General features: G+C 49.4%; 12 protein-coding genes. 8 read left to right on the forward strand and 4 right to left on the reverse strand.

Going from position 1 to position 17,006, the window contains the following annotated elements; translation table 11 throughout:
• Positions 1-6: 6 nt before the first annotated feature.
• Positions 7-450, reverse strand: coding sequence for a DUF1249 domain-containing protein (locus KXJ70_RS09095; RefSeq protein WP_369409765.1), 444 nt, complete (start codon positions 448-450; stop codon positions 7-9).
• 121 nt (positions 451-571) lie between these two features.
• Between KXJ70_RS09095 and KXJ70_RS09100 the strand changes: the two genes are divergently transcribed.
• Positions 572-1,996, forward strand: a complete 1,425-nt coding sequence (locus KXJ70_RS09100; RefSeq protein WP_219043193.1) for a TolC family outer membrane protein — start codon at positions 572-574, stop codon at positions 1,994-1,996.
• Between the two features lie 22 nt (positions 1,997-2,018).
• On the opposite strand, the gene waaA is transcribed toward KXJ70_RS09100, so the two are convergent.
• From waaA to KXJ70_RS09115, 3 genes are all read right to left on the reverse strand, one after another.
• Positions 2,019-3,296 carry a lipid IV(A) 3-deoxy-D-manno-octulosonic acid transferase gene (waaA, locus tag KXJ70_RS09105; RefSeq protein WP_219043194.1) on the reverse strand — a complete coding sequence of 426 codons (1,278 nt, stop codon included), beginning with the start codon at positions 3,294-3,296 and terminating at the stop codon, positions 2,019-2,021.
• 93 nt (positions 3,297-3,389) lie between these two features.
• On the reverse strand, positions 3,390-4,043 hold the full coding sequence (elbB, locus tag KXJ70_RS09110; RefSeq protein WP_219043195.1) for an isoprenoid biosynthesis glyoxalase ElbB: 654 nt from the start codon (positions 4,041-4,043) through the stop codon (positions 3,390-3,392).
• Entirely contained in the window at positions 4,040-5,017 is a 978-nt protein-coding gene (locus KXJ70_RS09115; RefSeq protein ID WP_219043196.1) for a Ppx/GppA phosphatase family protein, read from the reverse strand. Before KXJ70_RS09115 ends, elbB begins: the two co-directional genes overlap by 4 nt.
• 84 nt (positions 5,018-5,101) lie before the next feature.
• Here KXJ70_RS09115 and trxA point away from each other — a divergent pair, with 84 nt between their 5' ends.
• From trxA to hemW, 7 genes are all read left to right on the forward strand, one after another.
• Positions 5,102-5,428 carry a thioredoxin TrxA gene (gene trxA / locus KXJ70_RS09120; protein ID WP_159238771.1) on the forward strand — a complete coding sequence of 109 codons (327 nt, stop codon included), beginning with the start codon at positions 5,102-5,104 and terminating at the stop codon, positions 5,426-5,428.
• 223 nt (positions 5,429-5,651) lie between these two features.
• The gene (gene rho, locus KXJ70_RS09125) at positions 5,652-6,920 is read left to right on the forward strand and encodes a transcription termination factor Rho (RefSeq protein WP_219043197.1); all 1,269 of its coding nucleotides are present in this window, start codon (positions 5,652-5,654) and stop codon (positions 6,918-6,920) included.
• A 140-nt stretch (positions 6,921-7,060) separates the two neighbouring features.
• The gene (gene ubiD / locus KXJ70_RS09130; protein WP_219043198.1) at positions 7,061-8,524 is read left to right on the forward strand and encodes a 4-hydroxy-3-polyprenylbenzoate decarboxylase; all 1,464 of its coding nucleotides are present in this window, start codon (positions 7,061-7,063) and stop codon (positions 8,522-8,524) included.
• A gap of 320 nt (positions 8,525-8,844) precedes the next feature.
• Positions 8,845-10,944 carry a TonB-dependent receptor gene (locus KXJ70_RS09135; RefSeq protein ID WP_219043199.1) on the forward strand — a complete coding sequence of 700 codons (2,100 nt, stop codon included), beginning with the start codon at positions 8,845-8,847 and terminating at the stop codon, positions 10,942-10,944.
• Between the two features lie 14 nt (positions 10,945-10,958).
• Entirely contained in the window at positions 10,959-12,086 is a 1,128-nt protein-coding gene (locus KXJ70_RS09140; RefSeq protein ID WP_219043200.1) for a PepSY-associated TM helix domain-containing protein, read from the forward strand.
• Between the two features lie 476 nt (positions 12,087-12,562).
• On the forward strand, positions 12,563-15,484 hold the full coding sequence (locus KXJ70_RS09145) for a hypothetical protein (RefSeq protein ID WP_219043201.1): 2,922 nt from the start codon (positions 12,563-12,565) through the stop codon (positions 15,482-15,484).
• A gap of 322 nt (positions 15,485-15,806) precedes the next feature.
• The gene (gene hemW, locus KXJ70_RS09150; RefSeq protein WP_219043202.1) at positions 15,807-16,991 is read left to right on the forward strand and encodes a radical SAM family heme chaperone HemW; all 1,185 of its coding nucleotides are present in this window, start codon (positions 15,807-15,809) and stop codon (positions 16,989-16,991) included.
• Positions 16,992-17,006: the final 15 nt, after the last annotated feature.

Below are 17,006 nucleotides of genomic sequence, written 5' to 3' on the forward strand. Positions count from 1 at the left end.
ACGGCGTCATATTTCAAGAATATTCAGCGGATTATCTAAAGAGTGGCCATGACTAAGGCACAGACTCAACCATTCACCGAGATAACGGTTTTGCTGCGCCTTTTCGTCACGGTGGTACATGCTGGCATTAGGGTAGCGGTAACGGGGCTTTACCGGCCGCAACCCCCGCGCCCCCATGACCTCCGCGAGATTAGCGTCGTGATAAATTCTAACTTGTAGCACCGGCACTGGCAGCTCGGCGAATAGCGGCTTCTCCAAGCGCAGCTCAATCATGGTGGTGTACGGCGCTCGCTCTTTAACATGCAACTCGACGGCGTTAGTCGCCACGCCAAAACGCAGACAATCGCCCGCAGCCACATCAACAGGCAGCAGTTTTTGCAGGCGGCGGAAATTCATTTCGCAGTCGGCGAGATGACCGTTGAGGTCTATGCGGTACTGATGTTTATCCACATCGCTCCTAATGGAACACCCAAACATTCCATAACTTTCGTTAATTTACATTCTCAAGGGGCTTTAGTTTGATACACTTTAGCGCTTTATCACCTTCCCTCTATGGAGACAGGTTACCTCTATGATCGCCAAACGTCATCTACTCAGTATCGCCATCGCTGCACTCCTAAGCAGCCACCTTGTTCAGGCTGACACATTACTCGATGTCTATGAACTTGCAGTGAAAAATGATCCGCAGTTACAAGCCGCCGAAGCAACGTACCGAGCCAACATTGAAACCAAAAATTTAAGCCGTGCCGCGCTGTTGCCGCAGGTTACCGCGCAGGCCTATTATCAAGATTCCGAAAGCGAAGCAGAGCGCAAATCAATCCAACAAAGTACTGGGCTTGGTGGCACTACGACCATCATTGACCAAAAGGCCTCCACCGGAACCGAATCAGAGGTTTATTCGGTGTCACTAAGCCAAGCGCTATTTGACTTACCTGCTTGGTTTAGTTTTCAGGCCGGCAAAAAAGTTACTGAACAAGCCGAAGCACAATTAGCTTACGAACAACAACAATTGATCGTACGCACCGCCGAAGCCTATTTCAATGTGTTGCGCGGCCGTGAAAACCTAGACGCGTCTAAGGCGGAAGAACGCGCAGCAAAACGTCAGTTAGAGCAAACCCAGCAGCGCTTTGACGTTGGTTTAATTGCTATCACCGACGTCCATGAAGCCCGCGCCGTTTTTGACAGCACGGTTGCCCAGCGCTATGGCTTTGAAGGTACCTTGGCTATTGCTAGAGAGAATCTCAGCAGTTTAACCGGTCAAGAGCACAACAATCTGTGGTCACTGAAAACAGATTTTCCCATCACCATGCCTGAGCCTGCGAGCCGCGCCGAATGGGTAGATTTCGCACTAGCCAACAACAAGTTGCTGCAAGTCTCGAATGCCGGCGCGAGTTCGGCCTACGAAACCGCACAATCCAAAAAAATGGAGCATTTGCCCAAAATCGTTGGTAGCTTTACGAGTAGCAAAGATGATACTGATGGCTCTACACAATTCACGCCACCAAGTGTCTTTGCCACCCAACCCGACGCGTACACTGAAAGCGATGTTTTGCGCGTAACCCTAACCATGCCGCTGTTTGCCGGTGGTGGTATCAGCGCTGGTCGGCGCCAAGCCTACGAGCAATACAACGCGGCCAACTACAATGCGCAAACTACCCAGCGCCAGGTCATTACCGGCACCCGTGCACAGCACATTGCGGTATACACCGATGTGCAAACCGTCAATGCCCGTAAACAGAACATCATTTCAACCCGCAGTGCGCTAGACGCAACTGAGGCTGGTTATGAAGTGGGAACACGGAATATAGTTGATGTTCTCGATGCCCAACGCCGCCTTTATGGCGCAATGCGCGACTACACCAATGCCCGCTACGACTATGTTATTGATGTGCTAAAACTAAAATTGAATGCCGGCACATTGAGCCCAGCAGACATTATTGCACTGAATAAATGGTTACAACTGCCTAAGCCCATCTCTCTAAAAGAGAGCAGCTAAAAGAGATTGGATCGGCAAAGTCTTAACGCAATTCCAGCGCTTGTTCGATTACCATGAGCAAGCGCTGTAAAGCGCCCCGATTATTATCCACCACCTGTTTTGCCGCCGCCCCCTGCTGTCCAGCACGCTGCGAATCTGCCATTAAACCTTGTAGCGTCTCCGCTAAATCCTCCGCGTCGACTATCGTTAGCAAGCCACCCGCCCCTTGCAATAAAGCGCTAATTTCCGAAAAGTTAAAATCGCTGGGGCCGCTCAGAACCGGCAATCCCCAGGCTGCAGGCTCTAAAGTGTTGTGGCCGCCGTGCTCAATTAGGCTGCCGCCAACAAAGGCAATATCGGCGCAACCAAGCAGCAGCAATAGCTCGCCCATGGTATCGCCCAAAATGACTTGCGCATCAATAGCACTGCTGCCTTGCCGATATTCGCTTCTACGCTGAAGGCTAAACCCGTCGGCTGTAATTAATTCTGCAACCTTGCTAAAACGCTCTGGGTGTCTCGGCACCAATAACAGCAGCGCATTTGCTTGCTTCGCAAGCAATGCCTTGTGTGCCGCCAATAAAATTTCATCTTCACCGGCGTGGGTGCTCGCCGCGATCCACACCGGCCGCTCGCCAAACCACTGCGCACGCAACTCACGCGCTTGATCTCGGAGCAGGGTTGGAATGGCCAAATCGAATTTAATACTACCGGAAACCGTCAAGTTCTCTGCTGCCACACCCAGTGCCACAAAACGCGCTCCGTCATCCGCAGATTGCGCCACCACCTGTGAAAACTGCGAAAATACCGCCCGTGTTAACGCCGCCAAACGACCGTAGCCGCGTGCGGAGCGCTCAGATAAGCGTCCATTCGCCAAGAGAACGGGAATTCCCTTCGACGCCGTTTGGCAAACCATATTAGGCCAAATCTCGGTTTCCATGATCACCGCGACGCTTGGCTGGACACGCTTTAAAAACCGGCTTACTGCATCAGGCAAATCATAGGGGGCATAAACATGGAACACGCGCTCACCAAACATGGCTTGCACCCGCTCAGAGCCGGTTGGCGTCATGGTAGTAACTACCACAGGCAAGGTTGGATGCTCTGCGAGGAAATACTCAATGATTGGCGCCGCTGCTATGCTTTCGCCGACTGAAACCGCATGAATCCACAAACCGTGTTTTTGCGCTGGCGCCTGAAAAAAACCAAAGCGCTCTGCAATACGATGCCGATACGCCGGTGCCTGCCACCCTCGCCAAAGCAGGCGCAGTAACACCAGCGGCAAAATTAAGTAGAAAAAAGCACTGTATAAAAATCGGGGCATGTCGCGAATGCGTTCCCATACTCAAGCAAATGCGGCAAGCATAACGGCCAGCGCTCAATCAGACCAGCCGTAAGCTCAAAACCCCGCGCGCACCTAGGCCATATTTAAGACTTCTCGCACACAGCGATTAATTCCCTTAGCCGCTTCGGCAATACTTCCCGCCAACATATAGGCCGGCGTTGTCACTAACTTCATCGCCTCATCTATGCAAACCTCATCGACCGCGCAGCTCTGGTGAAGCGCACCCATGCTATTAATAGCAGCGGCAACATCGGCGTCATTACCCACCGTGCATTTCACGCCATCACCAAAAATACGGGCCGCCATGGTCGGTGCTATGCAGATCAAACCGGCCGGCTTGCCAGCCTTATGCATGGCCTGAATAAACTGCAGCACATCTTTTTGCACCGTCATATCAGTGCCATTTACGGCAAAATCAGATAGATTCTTGGCCGCACCAAAGCCGCCGGGCACGATGACCGCATCAAAATCTGCTGGCAGTGCATCAGCCAAGTCCTTCACTTCGCCACGGGCCAATCGCGCGGCTTCAACTAGCACATTGCGGCTTTCACCTTCGGCCACTTCACCCACTAAATGGTTAATAACATGGAGCTGCTCAATATTCGGTGCAAAACACTGGTAGCTGGCCCCATGATTTTCTAATGACAACATAGTGAGTACCGATTCATATATTTCGGAACCGTCATAAACACCACAACCGGATAGTATCAGTGCGACTTTTTTCATTGCTGCTGTCCTCCTTGCTGGAATGTCAGCCCGCGTTCAGCGAGCCGATTTTCGATAATACCCTCACGCAGCCCGCGCTGCGAAAGTTGCATACTACTAATATTTAAGGTCTCGAACAGGGCCATTACAATCGCCACGCCAGAGGCAAAAATAGACCGGCGATCTTCAGTCAGACCGGGGTAGCGAACGTCATCAACGGCGTTAAATGAGAACAAACTGTCTGCCAGTGCCTGCAACTGTTGCAAGTAAATCCCCGTGCTACTTGGGTTTTTAGGCTGCGCTAAGAGCACTTGCTCAACTGCCAACAAGGTGCCAGAGCAACCAACGACACGGGGAGACGATTCCCAAAAAGCCGCCGGAAAACGATGCAATGCCTGCTTAAATATCACCTTCGCGGCATCGCGCGCTGCATTAAAATGTTCTTGTCGCAATTCACCATCCGGAAAATAGCGCAAATAATGCAGGCAGCCGACATCGACACTCACCCCTTTCACCATTCGATGTGCGAAACCCCAGGCGAGTTCAGTGCTACCACCACCAATATCAGTCACCAGGCAATGTTGCTGAGACGAGGTATCCGCTTTGCCCAACAATTTTGTGCTAACACCAAGATAAACCAGCTCCGCTTCCTGCTCGCCACTGATTATTGTTGGCAGCACGCCAAGTAAATCCTCCACTGCCGATAAAAACGGCAAGGTATTGCGCACGCCGCGCAATGACGCAGTGGCAACCACGTGCAGTTCCGCAATGCGGTAGCGCGCCAATATTTCCTTGTAATCTTGCAGGCACAATAACGCACGGTCTTGGGCGTCTCTTTGTAAACTACCTTGATCGGCACCCGCCGCTAATTGCACTTTGCGCTCCTCGGTATACACAGCACACCAACCATTCGATTGCACTTGTGCGATCAATAAATGAAAGCTATTTGACCCCATATCTATCGCCGCCACATATGAGCCAACGGTCAAATTCACACTGTTACCCCTTTTCACATCCCGCCAATTCCTGTGCTATCATCGCACATCCTTTATTTTGTGAAGTTTATTCGGAGAACTAACATGAGCGACAACATCGTTCACGTCACCGACAGCAGCTTTGAAGAAGACGTGCTGAAGTCTGATTTACCTGTGCTGGTCGATTTCTGGGCTGAGTGGTGTGGCCCTTGTAAAATGATTGCACCCATTCTGGATGAAATTTCAGGCGAGTTCGCAGGCAAATTGAAAATCTGCAAAATCGATGTCGATGCCAACAGCGACACGCCTGCCAAATTTAGCGTTCGCGGTATTCCAACGCTGATGATTTTCAAAGGCGGAAATGCAGAGGCCACTAAAGTTGGCGCACTGTCTAAAACCCAGTTACTGGATTTCGTGAATTCAGCACTGTAAGTCCGCTGCAGCCCGCTCAGTTTTACTGAGCGGGCTCACGCTAAAAGGTAGACGCCCTAACTTTTCAGTGATAGAGTGCGCAAGATCCTTCAAAGAACACCCAATAATTAACCTTATATTCGCTTCAGCTTAACTCGTCGAGTTCGTTCCGGCTTCCCGGTTTTTGCCGATCCCACGTCTCGCTTATATCCTGTCTAATTGATACCACTAAACCCATATACCTATGAATCTGACCGATCTAAAAACTAAATCAGCCCAAGAACTACTCGACATTGCTAAAGAAAGCGGCCTGGACAACATTGCCCGCTCACGCAAACAAGACATCATCTTCTCCATACTGAAACGACACGCCAAAAGTGGTGAAGATATTCACGGCGACGGCGTACTGGAAATTTTGCAAGATGGGTTTGGCTTCCTGCGCTCAGCCGACTGCTCATACCTCGCCGGCCCCGACGATATATATGTTTCACCCAGCCAGATCAGACGCTTTAACCTGCGCACTGGCGATAGTATTGCTGGCAAAATCCGGCCGCCAAAAGAAGGCGAGCGCTATTTTGCACTATTGAAAGTCGACGAAGTCAACTTCACCCGCCCAGAACAGTCCAAGAACAAAGTCCTGTTTGAAAACCTCACCCCCCTGTTTCCCAATGAGCGCTTAACGCTTGAAATGGGCACAGGTTCGACTGAGGATTTAACTGGACGCATCATCGATTTAGCTGCACCAATCGGCAAAGGCCAGCGCGGCCTGATCGTCGCTCCGCCAAAAGCGGGTAAAACCCTGATGTTGCAGAATATTGCCTCGAGCATTATCCGCAACAATCCAGAGTGCTACGTTATCGTTCTGCTGATTGACGAACGTCCTGAAGAAGTCACCGAGATGCAGCGCTCCGTCGGTATTCGCGGCGCAGAAGTGGTCGCCTCGACCTTTGACGAGCCACCTGCACGTCACGTTCAAGTGGCCGAAATGGTTATCGAAAAAGCCAAGCGCCTGGTTGAACACAAACGCGACGTGGTTATTCTGCTCGACTCTATCACTCGTCTAGCTCGCGCTTATAACACCATTATCCCCAGCTCCGGCAAAGTACTGACCGGCGGTGTCGACGCACACGCCTTGGAACGCCCAAAACGCTTTTTCGGCGCAGCTCGTAATATTGAAGAAGGTGGCAGCTTATCCATTATCGCAACCGCATTGATTGATACCGGTTCGAAAATGGACGAGGTTATCTACGAAGAGTTTAAAGGTACGGGTAATAACGAACTACACCTCGACCGCAAAATTGCCGAGAAGCGCGTTTACCCCGCCATCAATATTCGTCGCTCCGGCACCCGTCGCGAAGAATTGCTGACCGGTGAAGAAGAACTGGCCAGAATGTGGATTCTGCGTAAATTACTGCACGGTATGGAAGACACCGCAGCGATTGAATTCTTAATCGACAAGCTCAAAGATACCAAGACCAACGCGGACTTCTTTGACTCGATGAAGCGTAAGTAACGCGGAATGCTTGACGGGAGACGGGAGATGCTAAAAAGCAAAACTCTCAGCTCTCGTCAATGTGTTGGGCGCTGCACCATCCGCGCCCACTATTATTTTACTTTGCGTCTCCCCGTCTCCCATCCAGCGTAACGCCTGCCATGTATAAAGACCTCAGAGAATTCATCCGGCATTTAGAAAAACAAGGTGAGCTAAAACGTATTAGCCATCCCGTTGATCCCAATCTGGAAATGACTGAGATTTGCGACCGCGTCTTGCGCGCTGGCGGCCCCGCCCTATTGTTTGAAAATCCCATTGGTTACGATATTCCGGTACTGGCGAATTTATTCGGCACCGAAAAGCGTGTCGCAATGGGTATGGGCAAAGACGATATAAAGGCCCTTCACGAAGTCGGCGAATTACTCGCTTTTTTACGCCAACCTGATCCACCAAAAGGTCTACGCGACGCGTGGAGCAAACTACCGGTATTCAAACAAGTTTTGAATATGGGGCCTAAAATGGTGAGCAATGCGCCCTGCCAGGAATGCGTGATTGAAGGCGACGCGGTAGATTTACGCACACTGCCCATTCAAACCTGCTGGCCCGACGACGCCGCACCACTGATCACTTGGCCACTAGTCATTACCCGTGGCCCGAATAAAGAACGCCAAAACCTCGGCATTTACCGCATGCAGTTAATCGGCAAAAACAAGCTGATAATGCGCTGGCTTTCACATCGCGGCGGCGCACTGGATTTCCAAGAATTTAAAGCCAGCAACCCTGGTGAAAAATTTCCAATATCGGTTGCGCTTGGCGCCGATCCAGCTACGACCTTAGGTGCGGTTACGCCGGTACCTGACTCACTGAGCGAATACGCCTTTGCTGGATTACTGCGCGGCAGCAAGACCGAACTCACCAAAAGCTTGAGCAATGACTTACAAGTGCCGGCGACAGCAGAATTTATTCTAGAGGGTTATATCGACCCTGAGGAAATGGCCGACGAAGGCCCCTACGGCGATCACACGGGCTACTATAATGAAGTAGACAGCTTCCCCGTATTTACCGTCACCCACATCAGCCATCGCAAAAAACCGATCTATCACAGCACCTATACCGGTCGGCCACCGGATGAGCCAGCCGTACTCGGCGTCGCCTTGAATGAGGTGTTAGTCCCACTACTGCAAAGGCAATTCCCAGAAATAGTCGATTTCTATCTGCCACCGGAAGGCTGCTCCTATCGCATGGCCGTGGTGACGATTAAAAAACAATATCCAGGTCACGCCAAACGCGTCATGTTTGGGGTTTGGTCATTTTTACGACAATTTATGTACACCAAGTTTGTAATTGTTTGCGACGACGACGTCAACGCCCGCGACTGGAATGACGTTATCTGGGCCATCACTACCCGTATGGACCCCGCACGCGATACCGTACTCGTCGAAAATACCCCGATCGATTATCTCGACTTTGCCTCACCTGTTTCGGGTCTAGGTTCCAAAATGGGAATGGACGCCACCAATAAGATGGGCGGTGAAACCACTCGTGAGTGGGGAAGGCCCATTGTGAAGGACCCTTCCGTTATTCAAAAGATAGATGATATTTGGGACCAGTTGGGGTTGAGCTAATTGGGGGCAGTGTAGAACACCCGTTTTAGCTCCTAAGTGACTATTTATAATTATTTCAGTTTTCTAGGAACTACTGTTTCGCCCAGCTGGGCGAAACCAGCTCTTGCAGTTAGCCCAATCCAAGAAAAGCATCCGCTCCCTTCGCTGGATACCCAATCGAGATGGGGTACGGCGAGTTACTTCTGAACCAATGGCCCAGCCTGTGAAACCGCTCCAATCACAATTGATAATGATTCTCATAATCTATACAATTAGCGATTATCAAATACCCTCGGTAAGACCGCCTTAACAAGACCTCCTATTTCGAGTAGAAAATCTCCATGACAAATCTCAAAAAATCGCTGTCCTTAACCACCTTCGCACTAATAGCTGCCAGCAGCGCTGCCATCGCCAAAGAGTTCACCGAAGAAATAGTGGTTACGGCCAGCCGCTCAGAACGACCACTCAGCACCATTGCCAATACCGTTACCGTTATTAACGAGCAAGAGCTTATTAAGCAGATGGGGGTCAGCAGCGATATGTCGACCATTCTAGGTAACCTCATACCTAGCTTTGCTCCAAGTCGCCAAAAGATGACTAATGCGGGAGAGAGCCTACGTGGCCGCAAGCCTCTATATCTAGTAGACGGTGTACCACAATCCAACCCACTGCGTGACGGTGGTCGAGATGCCCACACTATTGATCCTCTAATGCTTGAACGGGTAGAAGTCATCCACGGTGCCAACGCTATTCACGGCTTGGGCGCCTCAGGCGGCATTATCAATCTCATTACCAAAAAACCGACTGACACTACCGAGCAAAGCATTCGCATCGAGTCATTTTTTCAGGAAGAGGATATCAGCGAGAGCCTGGGATACGGAGTGAATTACAGCGTGGCGGGTAGCTGGCAAGACTTCGACGCCCTTGCAAGTATCGGCTACCGCCAAAGCGGCATCGGCTACGACGCCAACGGCGATATTATTGGTTTCGATAATGCCCAGGGCGACACGCTCGATTCCGACATGGCCAACGTGTTTTTAAAAATGGGTTACAACTGGGATGAACAGCGCCTTGAAATGACCATCAACCACTATGATATAGCCGGGAACAATGACTGGGTTGGTGTCGATGGCGACATCAATGCAGGTGTTCCGACCACTGCAGAAAAAGGCGATTTGCAGGGCGAGCCTGTCAGTAATGAAGTCACCCTGCTCAGCTTTAACTATAGTAACGAAACCTTCTTTGGCCACAAGTTGCGTGCGCATTTTTTCACCCAGGAATTTGCAGCGACCTACGGCGGAAGCGCCGCAGGAACTTTCCAAGACCCAACTATCGGACCATCGGTATTTGATCAATCGCAAAACAACTCAGAGAAGCAAGGTATTAAGATTACTTTGATCAAAGATGACATCGCTGGCATGCCACTAAACTTGGTTTACGGCATGGATATTTTTACCGACACTACTTACCAAAAATTAATCACCACTGGTCGCTACTGGGTGCCAAAAACCGAGTATGAAAACTACGCGCCATTCTTACAAGCGGAGTATGTCGGCATTCAAAATCTCACGCTTACCGCCGGCGTTCGTCAGGAAAACTCCGAATTAATGGTCGACGATTTCAACACCTTGGCATCATATAACGGCGGCCAATTTGTAAAAGGTGGCAATCCAAAATTCGACGACACCCTATTTAATGTTGGCGCCACCTACAAAATTACTGACAACTGGCGCTTGTTTGGCAATATGTCTGAAGGGTTTTCTATGGCCGATGTCGGTCGTGTATTGCGAGGAATCAATACCGCTAATCAAAGCGTTGAAACCTTTCTGGATCTAGAGCCCATTATTACCGACAACACCGAGATTGGTGCAGAATATACAAATCGCAATTTCCAAGCCCAATTGAGCTACTACCAATCGGACTCTGATTTTGGCCAGCGCCTAGAGGCCGACGCCAATGGCATTTACAGTGTAAAACGCGAACGCACTGAAATCAGCGGTATCGAACTTCGCGCCAGTTGGTTTGCCAGCGACGCCGACACCCTCAATATTCGCATCGCTCGTCAGGAGGGGGAATACGACTCTGACGGCAACGGCAAAGTAGACACCGACCTCGCCGGTGCGAATATCGGCCCGAATCGCGTCAATATTAGCTGGGACCGCGAGTGGACTGACAAATTGAGTTCACGTATACAAGTCAGTCAAGTTCAAGACCGCAATTTTAAAAACAGCAGCGGCCAAACCAGCACGAAATTTGATGGCTACACCACCGTAGATACCAACCTCGATTACGCTGCAAGCTTTGGAACGATTAGCGTAGGAATACAAAATCTCAACAACGAAGATTATTTCACCTACTATTCACAAACCACTGGATCTGATTCTCGAAACTTTAAAGGCTTGGGACGTAGCGTTAACGTGTCGTTTACTAAACAGTTTTAAACATAAATATCGACATGCGAAATGTTCTATTAAAGCTGCATAAGTACGCCGGATTGATCTTCGGTGTACTACTTAGCCTAATTGGTATTAGCGGTAGTCTACTGGTATTCGATCACGCTATCGATGAAGCCCTAACACCTGAACTGCGCAGCAATCCATCGGCCAAGCCAATAGAGCTAGAATCAGTTATTAGCGCTGCAAGAGAAGCGGCACCAAACGACGCGACTCTCAGCCGACTTTACCTGTCTCGCGCAGCGGGCAGTCCACATGTCGCCCGCTTTCCCGGCGGCGCAAATGACGGCAAAGCCTTAGAAGTTAGCATCGCTCCAGATTCAACTGACGTTCTCGCCGTGCGCGTATGGGGTAACTACCCAATGACATGGCTATACAGTTTTCACCACAGTTTAACCGCTGGCCAAACCGGCAAATACATTGTTGGCACAATGGGTATAGCACTACTTTTCTTTTGTCTCAGTGGCATCGTAATCTGGTGGCCACGCCGCGGGCAATGGCGCGGCGCGCTGCGTATTGAGCGTCACAAAGGCGCGATGCGATTAAACTACGACCTACACAAATTCATTGGTATTTTTTTCTCTGTACTGCTGGGATTATCCGCATTTACAGGTATTGGCTTAATTTTTCATGGCCCAATGGAAGCCGCAGTCAATTTTGTGAGTCCCGTAAGCAAGCTGCCGTCGCCTAGCTCAGCACCGAGAAACACGATTGAAACCCAAGCGATTAGCGCAGATATCGCCGTCGCAAAAGCATCAGCCGTTTTCCCCGGCGCAACCTTAAAACGAATTTATTTACCAGACAGCGACACCGCCAGCTACCAGTTGCTCTTAACGCAAAGCGAAGAGGCGTGGACAAATTACGGCGCTAGTAAGGTGTGGGTAGATCAATACACTGGCGAAGTATTAGCCAGCTGGAACCCACTGACGGCGCCAATGGGTAATAAATTTTTAATATGGCAATTCCCTTTACACAGTGGCGATGCGCTTGGCTTAGGTGGTCGCTGGCTACTTCTGATTACCGGCATCACGCCCACCGTTTTATTTGGTAGCGGCGTCTATTTATGGTGGAAAAAGCGGCAACGACGCCTCTCAAATCAACGCCGCAATAAGAACAAACTAAGTACCTAAAGCACTTCACGAAATAGTGAATATTGTGCAAGCCTCCCACGCTGCACGTGAATTCCACAGCTATAAATTAATTGGCTCACCTTAAATGATATTCTGCTCGGCGTGACGCTGTTTTTCACTCGTTGGGAAAACCCAAGATGCCGTAGATCTATAAAACATTTCGCATATTTGGTATCGAAAAAAAGATAATCATTTTGCGAATCTAGATACAAAATCCAGGGTTTGGTATCAACAGATACTTGCCAGGCCCTCCCTTGTGAGCTCGATAATTTCTTCCAAAGAATTTGCCGCTGGCCACTACATACGCAAACAAAATGTCCTATTAGCTGCTGGTGGACTACTCAATTTGGGCTTGATAAAACGACCCTAAGAGTATCATTATATGGGGGGCACTTAATTTAGTGACGGAATACGAAGACGTTGCTAGATCTTCATAATAGCGTTCAGATGATGAACATCTCAAATGGAATTGTATAATGTATTTTAACCAGTTGAATTCTCTCCTATTTAAACAACTTCTTCGCAAACCGCTAGGCTATATCCTGGTGATTTCGACCATATTACTAGGTGCCTGTGGTGGCGGAGGCGGCGGAGGTGGAAGTAGTGCAAATCAGGTCTGCGATAGGCTGACTCTTCTGACAACGGACACCATACTGCCCGGCGATCCGATAGAGTTCAAAACAAACGAAACCCTCGACGCCGTCTATATTGTTCTGTCAGACAGCGAAGTCCCATTGAGCAGTATTACTAGCGACATGGGGTACATCGTCAATGCGCCCATAACACCGGACCTAGCGGCAAACGGTGGCGAAATTACGCTAGTTGCCGAAATGGGCGGCGCACGCTGCAACATCCCAGCTATCACGGTTGATGCCCTCCCACCGGCTAGCGATACCGATAATTACGCCGATGTACTGGATACCCTTGAGCAGGCGCTTATCAAGTTTGAAGAGGCCTTCGGTTACGATCCGGAGACAGTATCAGACGAAGATATTCAAAATGACCCCTATCTTTTGGCGGCCCACTACATCCACGAGTTATTCAACGATCCCGCCAGCGAAATTAGCTTGGCTTATCAGCGCAACGTGTTCGCTACGATGTCCGCAAATGATAAGGCCTACATCGCGCAAGTAATGGAAAAACTGGATCTCAAAACTTTACTAGAGAATTTTGCGAGCCGTTTTGATGGGCCGATCTTTACGACAACCCCAGACTCAGGCGAAATAGCCAATGTTGCCGCAGCGGAACCGATGGTACGCCGCGCCCAATGCACGGGCAGCTATGCAGATAATACTAAGCACAAAGTAGCGATAAATAATGGCGAGACATTGTCTCGCGGCATGAAGTTATCTTACGAGGCGCAAACTAAGCAAAGAAACGCCCAAAGTGCCGCCGCAAGTCAGGCGGCAAAGAGCTCTGCACTAAACACGTTATTTACCGTAGGTGGCCAATTAGGCAAAGGGGCAGCTGCAACACCCTTAGCGGTATTGACGACCGCGATGGCGATTAGCAGTATTACCAACAATATGGAAATTGACATGGTTGCAGCGCTGCTGCCATCTGAAATCACGGAAGCCAAACTGACAATTATTCCGAAGCCACGCCTCGAAGAAGATTACACCGAAAAATTTTCAGAACCGAGTTGGCTTTTCCGCGTCGATGCGCGAAGCAAAGAATATGACTTTTCTAAATTGGTTGTAGACACTGGTTTTGCCGCCTTGGGTGCCCCAAAGAGTCCAGTCGATCCCAATTTAATGTTCGGGGCAAGTGAAGTCGCCAACCGGGTCACGTCTAAAGCGGGGGCTCAGGATTGCGAGCTAATTGTGCCTCCTATCAGCTGGAATAACATCCAGATTGGCAGTGACTATGCTGAGCCAAAGTTTATTTCAGGCACTGCATTTTCTTTAAACACCGGACAAGATCGTAAAATCACGCCACAGGAAGTTGGTCAATCTGAACTCGAGGTGAAACTGAAGTCAGGGAAGTTCCCCTCATATACCAACACGCTCGCGATGGAGCAAGACACCATCGTGATGGAAAACCTCGCGAAATCATTTTTGTTTTCTTCTAGCCCAATTGTTGTCAACACACCAGGAGAAGTCATTGATGTCAATGTGAGCATTCTCAATTCAGTGCTTCCCGAAAAACATGAAATGCAGACCTCCAGTAATCTTAGCGTGTCCAAGACACGAAGTGGTGACTCATTACAATTAAGGATAGCAACTCCCTCGGATCCAGAGGGCTACCCTCAGTACATTACATTAACCTCTACATCCAAAACCCTAGTGCCAACAGAGCCTCGCAGGACAACCGCAGAAGTTAAACTGGCAGACTTAAAGATAAGTATTGAGGAAACACTAGCCGGTAGTTGCGACGAAACCGTCTACACGGAAGAAAATCGCGCCATCATCACCGGGTTTAGCAATGATGACTCTGTAACTTGGACTTCCAATGGCGGCACGCTGACAGAGCTCGCCAATAATACGGTGCGATTCAGTACGGAGGACGTAGGCACGTTTGTACTCACCGCCACCAGTAATGAAGACAGCAGCATAAAGGCCAATGTGACAATCAATACACTAGATTGCGCGGGCAATGTCTATATGAATGCAAACGTGGTAACGAATGCCAGCTCACCAAGAGAAGATTGCACCAACAGTAATCCTGAGGACGTCGAAGTAGAAACCATCTTTGGTGTGGTAAACCCCGATTACCAGGGTCTGTCACCGGCGAATATCCGTCAAAAAATGGGCTCACTGTCTGAGGGCCGCCCATTTAATTTTGATCAGTCGGATTCAGACAATTTGGTGTTTTCTGAAGAGCGCGGCGATCAATGCCTAACTACGAGCGTGGCGTTGATTGCAGACAGCGCCGGCACTATAGAGAATATGGGCGACAACACCATCGGCTTTGGTACCTCAAGCGAAACGCAGGGGCGGTGTATTGAAGTTGAATATTCGGAGGGTGAAAAAGGTACCGATTGCATTACCTCTGGCGCATTGGGCAGTTACATTATGGCCTGGGTCTTCGATCACGAAGCCGAAGCCGATTACGAATTGAAAATAGATCTTGCCTGCTCTGCTAAACCCGTTGAAGGCCTTCAATCGGGTAATAATATCATTTTCGTTATACATACCTACGATGAAAATGGCCAAGAAGTAAATGTGCTTCCTTTGACAAATCCACCAGGCGGCGCAACGACCTGTTTAGACGGTGTGTTGCCTTCGGGTAAACGCTGGACGATACCTGCGATGGCTAGTGGATCTCAAGTAATGATTTATGCCAGCTTCTTTGATTCTGTATTGGCCTCGCCCCCGGCAACGCAACAGGACCCGGGTGAACAAGTACTGAAAAATAGCGGCGATGTGTCCGGCACCATTCAAGTTATTGTGGAATAGCACAAAGTAAATGTACGAGCTTAAATCGCCCGTTTCGTTTACCTCGAACTGGCGATTTAAGCTTAAGCCATCTCTTACAAAAGTGATTTCAGCATTAGAATAAACAATCCCTCTGCGTAATTTTATTGCAGTTTCCTCTAAGTTTACTCACCCTTCCAGGAAGACGTAGTTATTCAGCACGATTTACCTCTCAGGTCAGGTGCCTTTAATTGTAAAAATTTCAAACGGAAAGTCACTCGAGTCAGATCCGAAAATCAAAAACACTCGCTCAATTAATGCTAAACTGACAGTCCGCAACAAGCAGCTTAAGAACACCCCGGCTATGAACAATTCCAAATTGCCCGATCACAATGCTGAAGCGAGCTTGCTAACCCATATACCACTTTCCCTATATATCCATATCCCTTGGTGCGTTCGCAAATGCCCCTACTGCGACTTTAATTCCCATGAAAAAAAGGGTGCGTTGCCAGAGCAAGCTTATATCGAGGCGATGCTAGAGGACCTTGATCAGGATTTAGAATTTATTCAAGGTCGAGAGTTACAAAGCATTTTTATCGGCGGCGGCACGCCCAGCTTGTTTAGCCCGCAGGCATACCAAACCCTGTTTAAAGAATTACGCGCGCGGCTACACTTCGCAGCAGATATTGAAATTACCCTAGAGGCAAATCCCGGTACGGTTGAACAAGCCCGCTTTGATAGTTATCGCCATGCGGGAATCAACCGTCTATCCATTGGCGTGCAAAGCTTTGATGCCACGCAGCTTCAAAAACTAGGCAGAATACACAGCAACGATGACGCGCTGAGGGCGATAGCCTGCGCAAGAAATGCCGGCTTCGATAATTTTAATGTCGATCTTATGCACGGCCTCAATGAGCAAACCCAAGACGATGCCTTGCGTGATTTGCAGATTGCCATTGACGCCGGTGCACCCCACATTAGCTGGTATCAACTTACCATCGAACCCAATACCGAGTTTTTTAAAAGACCGCCGAGCCTACCCGTAGAAACGGAGATGCACCGCATTCAAAGCGCCGGCGTCGACCTTTTATCTGAATCAAACTTTACGCGTTACGAAGTCTCTGCCTTTGCCAAGGCTGGGCACCAAGCGCGACACAATCTTAACTACTGGCAGTTTGGTGACTATCTCGCGATCGGTGCCGGCGCTCACGGAAAAATCAGCCAGGCAGATGGCAATATTATTCGCTATCAAAAAACTCGCAAACCAGAAGATTATTTGAGTCGCGCACCGTCTAGAACAAGTAAAACAGAGGTCATTGCCCGCGCAGATTTACCACTAGAATTTATGATGAATGCGCTACGTCTTCAAGACGGCTTCTCTAGGACCTTATTTGAATCTCGCACGGGCTTGCACTGGCAGACCATTAGCCGCCCTATCGAAAAATTTATTGCGAATGAATTGCTGCAACTGATTGGCGACAATTACTCACCAACACCGCGCGGCTACGATATGCTCGATTCCGTGCTCGCCGAGTTCTTAGCCGACTGACTAGCACAAAAGATC

Origin of the sequence: Zhongshania aquimaris, assembly GCF_019312595.1 — a bacterium.
Classification (GTDB): domain Bacteria; phylum Pseudomonadota; class Gammaproteobacteria; order Pseudomonadales; family Spongiibacteraceae; genus Spongiibacter; species Spongiibacter aquimaris.

Excerpts from the sequence above, each read along its gene's own strand:
- hemW (WP_219043202.1), top strand. The coding sequence starts at position 15,807 with ATGAACAATTCCAAATTGCCCGATCACAATGCTGAAGCGAGCTTGCTA.
- waaA (WP_219043194.1), bottom strand. The coding sequence starts at position 3,296 with ATGCCCCGATTTTTATACAGTGCTTTTTTCTACTTAATTTTGCCGCTG.
- KXJ70_RS09140 (WP_219043200.1), top strand. The coding sequence starts at position 10,959 with ATGCGAAATGTTCTATTAAAGCTGCATAAGTACGCCGGATTGATCTTC.
- elbB (WP_219043195.1), bottom strand. The coding sequence starts at position 4,043 with ATGAAAAAAGTCGCACTGATACTATCCGGTTGTGGTGTTTATGACGGT.
- KXJ70_RS09145 (WP_219043201.1), top strand. The coding sequence starts at position 12,563 with ATGTATTTTAACCAGTTGAATTCTCTCCTATTTAAACAACTTCTTCGC.
- ubiD (WP_219043198.1), top strand. The coding sequence starts at position 7,061 with ATGTATAAAGACCTCAGAGAATTCATCCGGCATTTAGAAAAACAAGGT.
- KXJ70_RS09100 (WP_219043193.1), top strand. The coding sequence starts at position 572 with ATGATCGCCAAACGTCATCTACTCAGTATCGCCATCGCTGCACTCCTA.
- KXJ70_RS09135 (WP_219043199.1), top strand. The coding sequence starts at position 8,845 with ATGACAAATCTCAAAAAATCGCTGTCCTTAACCACCTTCGCACTAATA.
- rho (WP_219043197.1), top strand. The coding sequence starts at position 5,652 with ATGAATCTGACCGATCTAAAAACTAAATCAGCCCAAGAACTACTCGAC.
- trxA (WP_159238771.1), top strand. The coding sequence starts at position 5,102 with ATGAGCGACAACATCGTTCACGTCACCGACAGCAGCTTTGAAGAAGAC.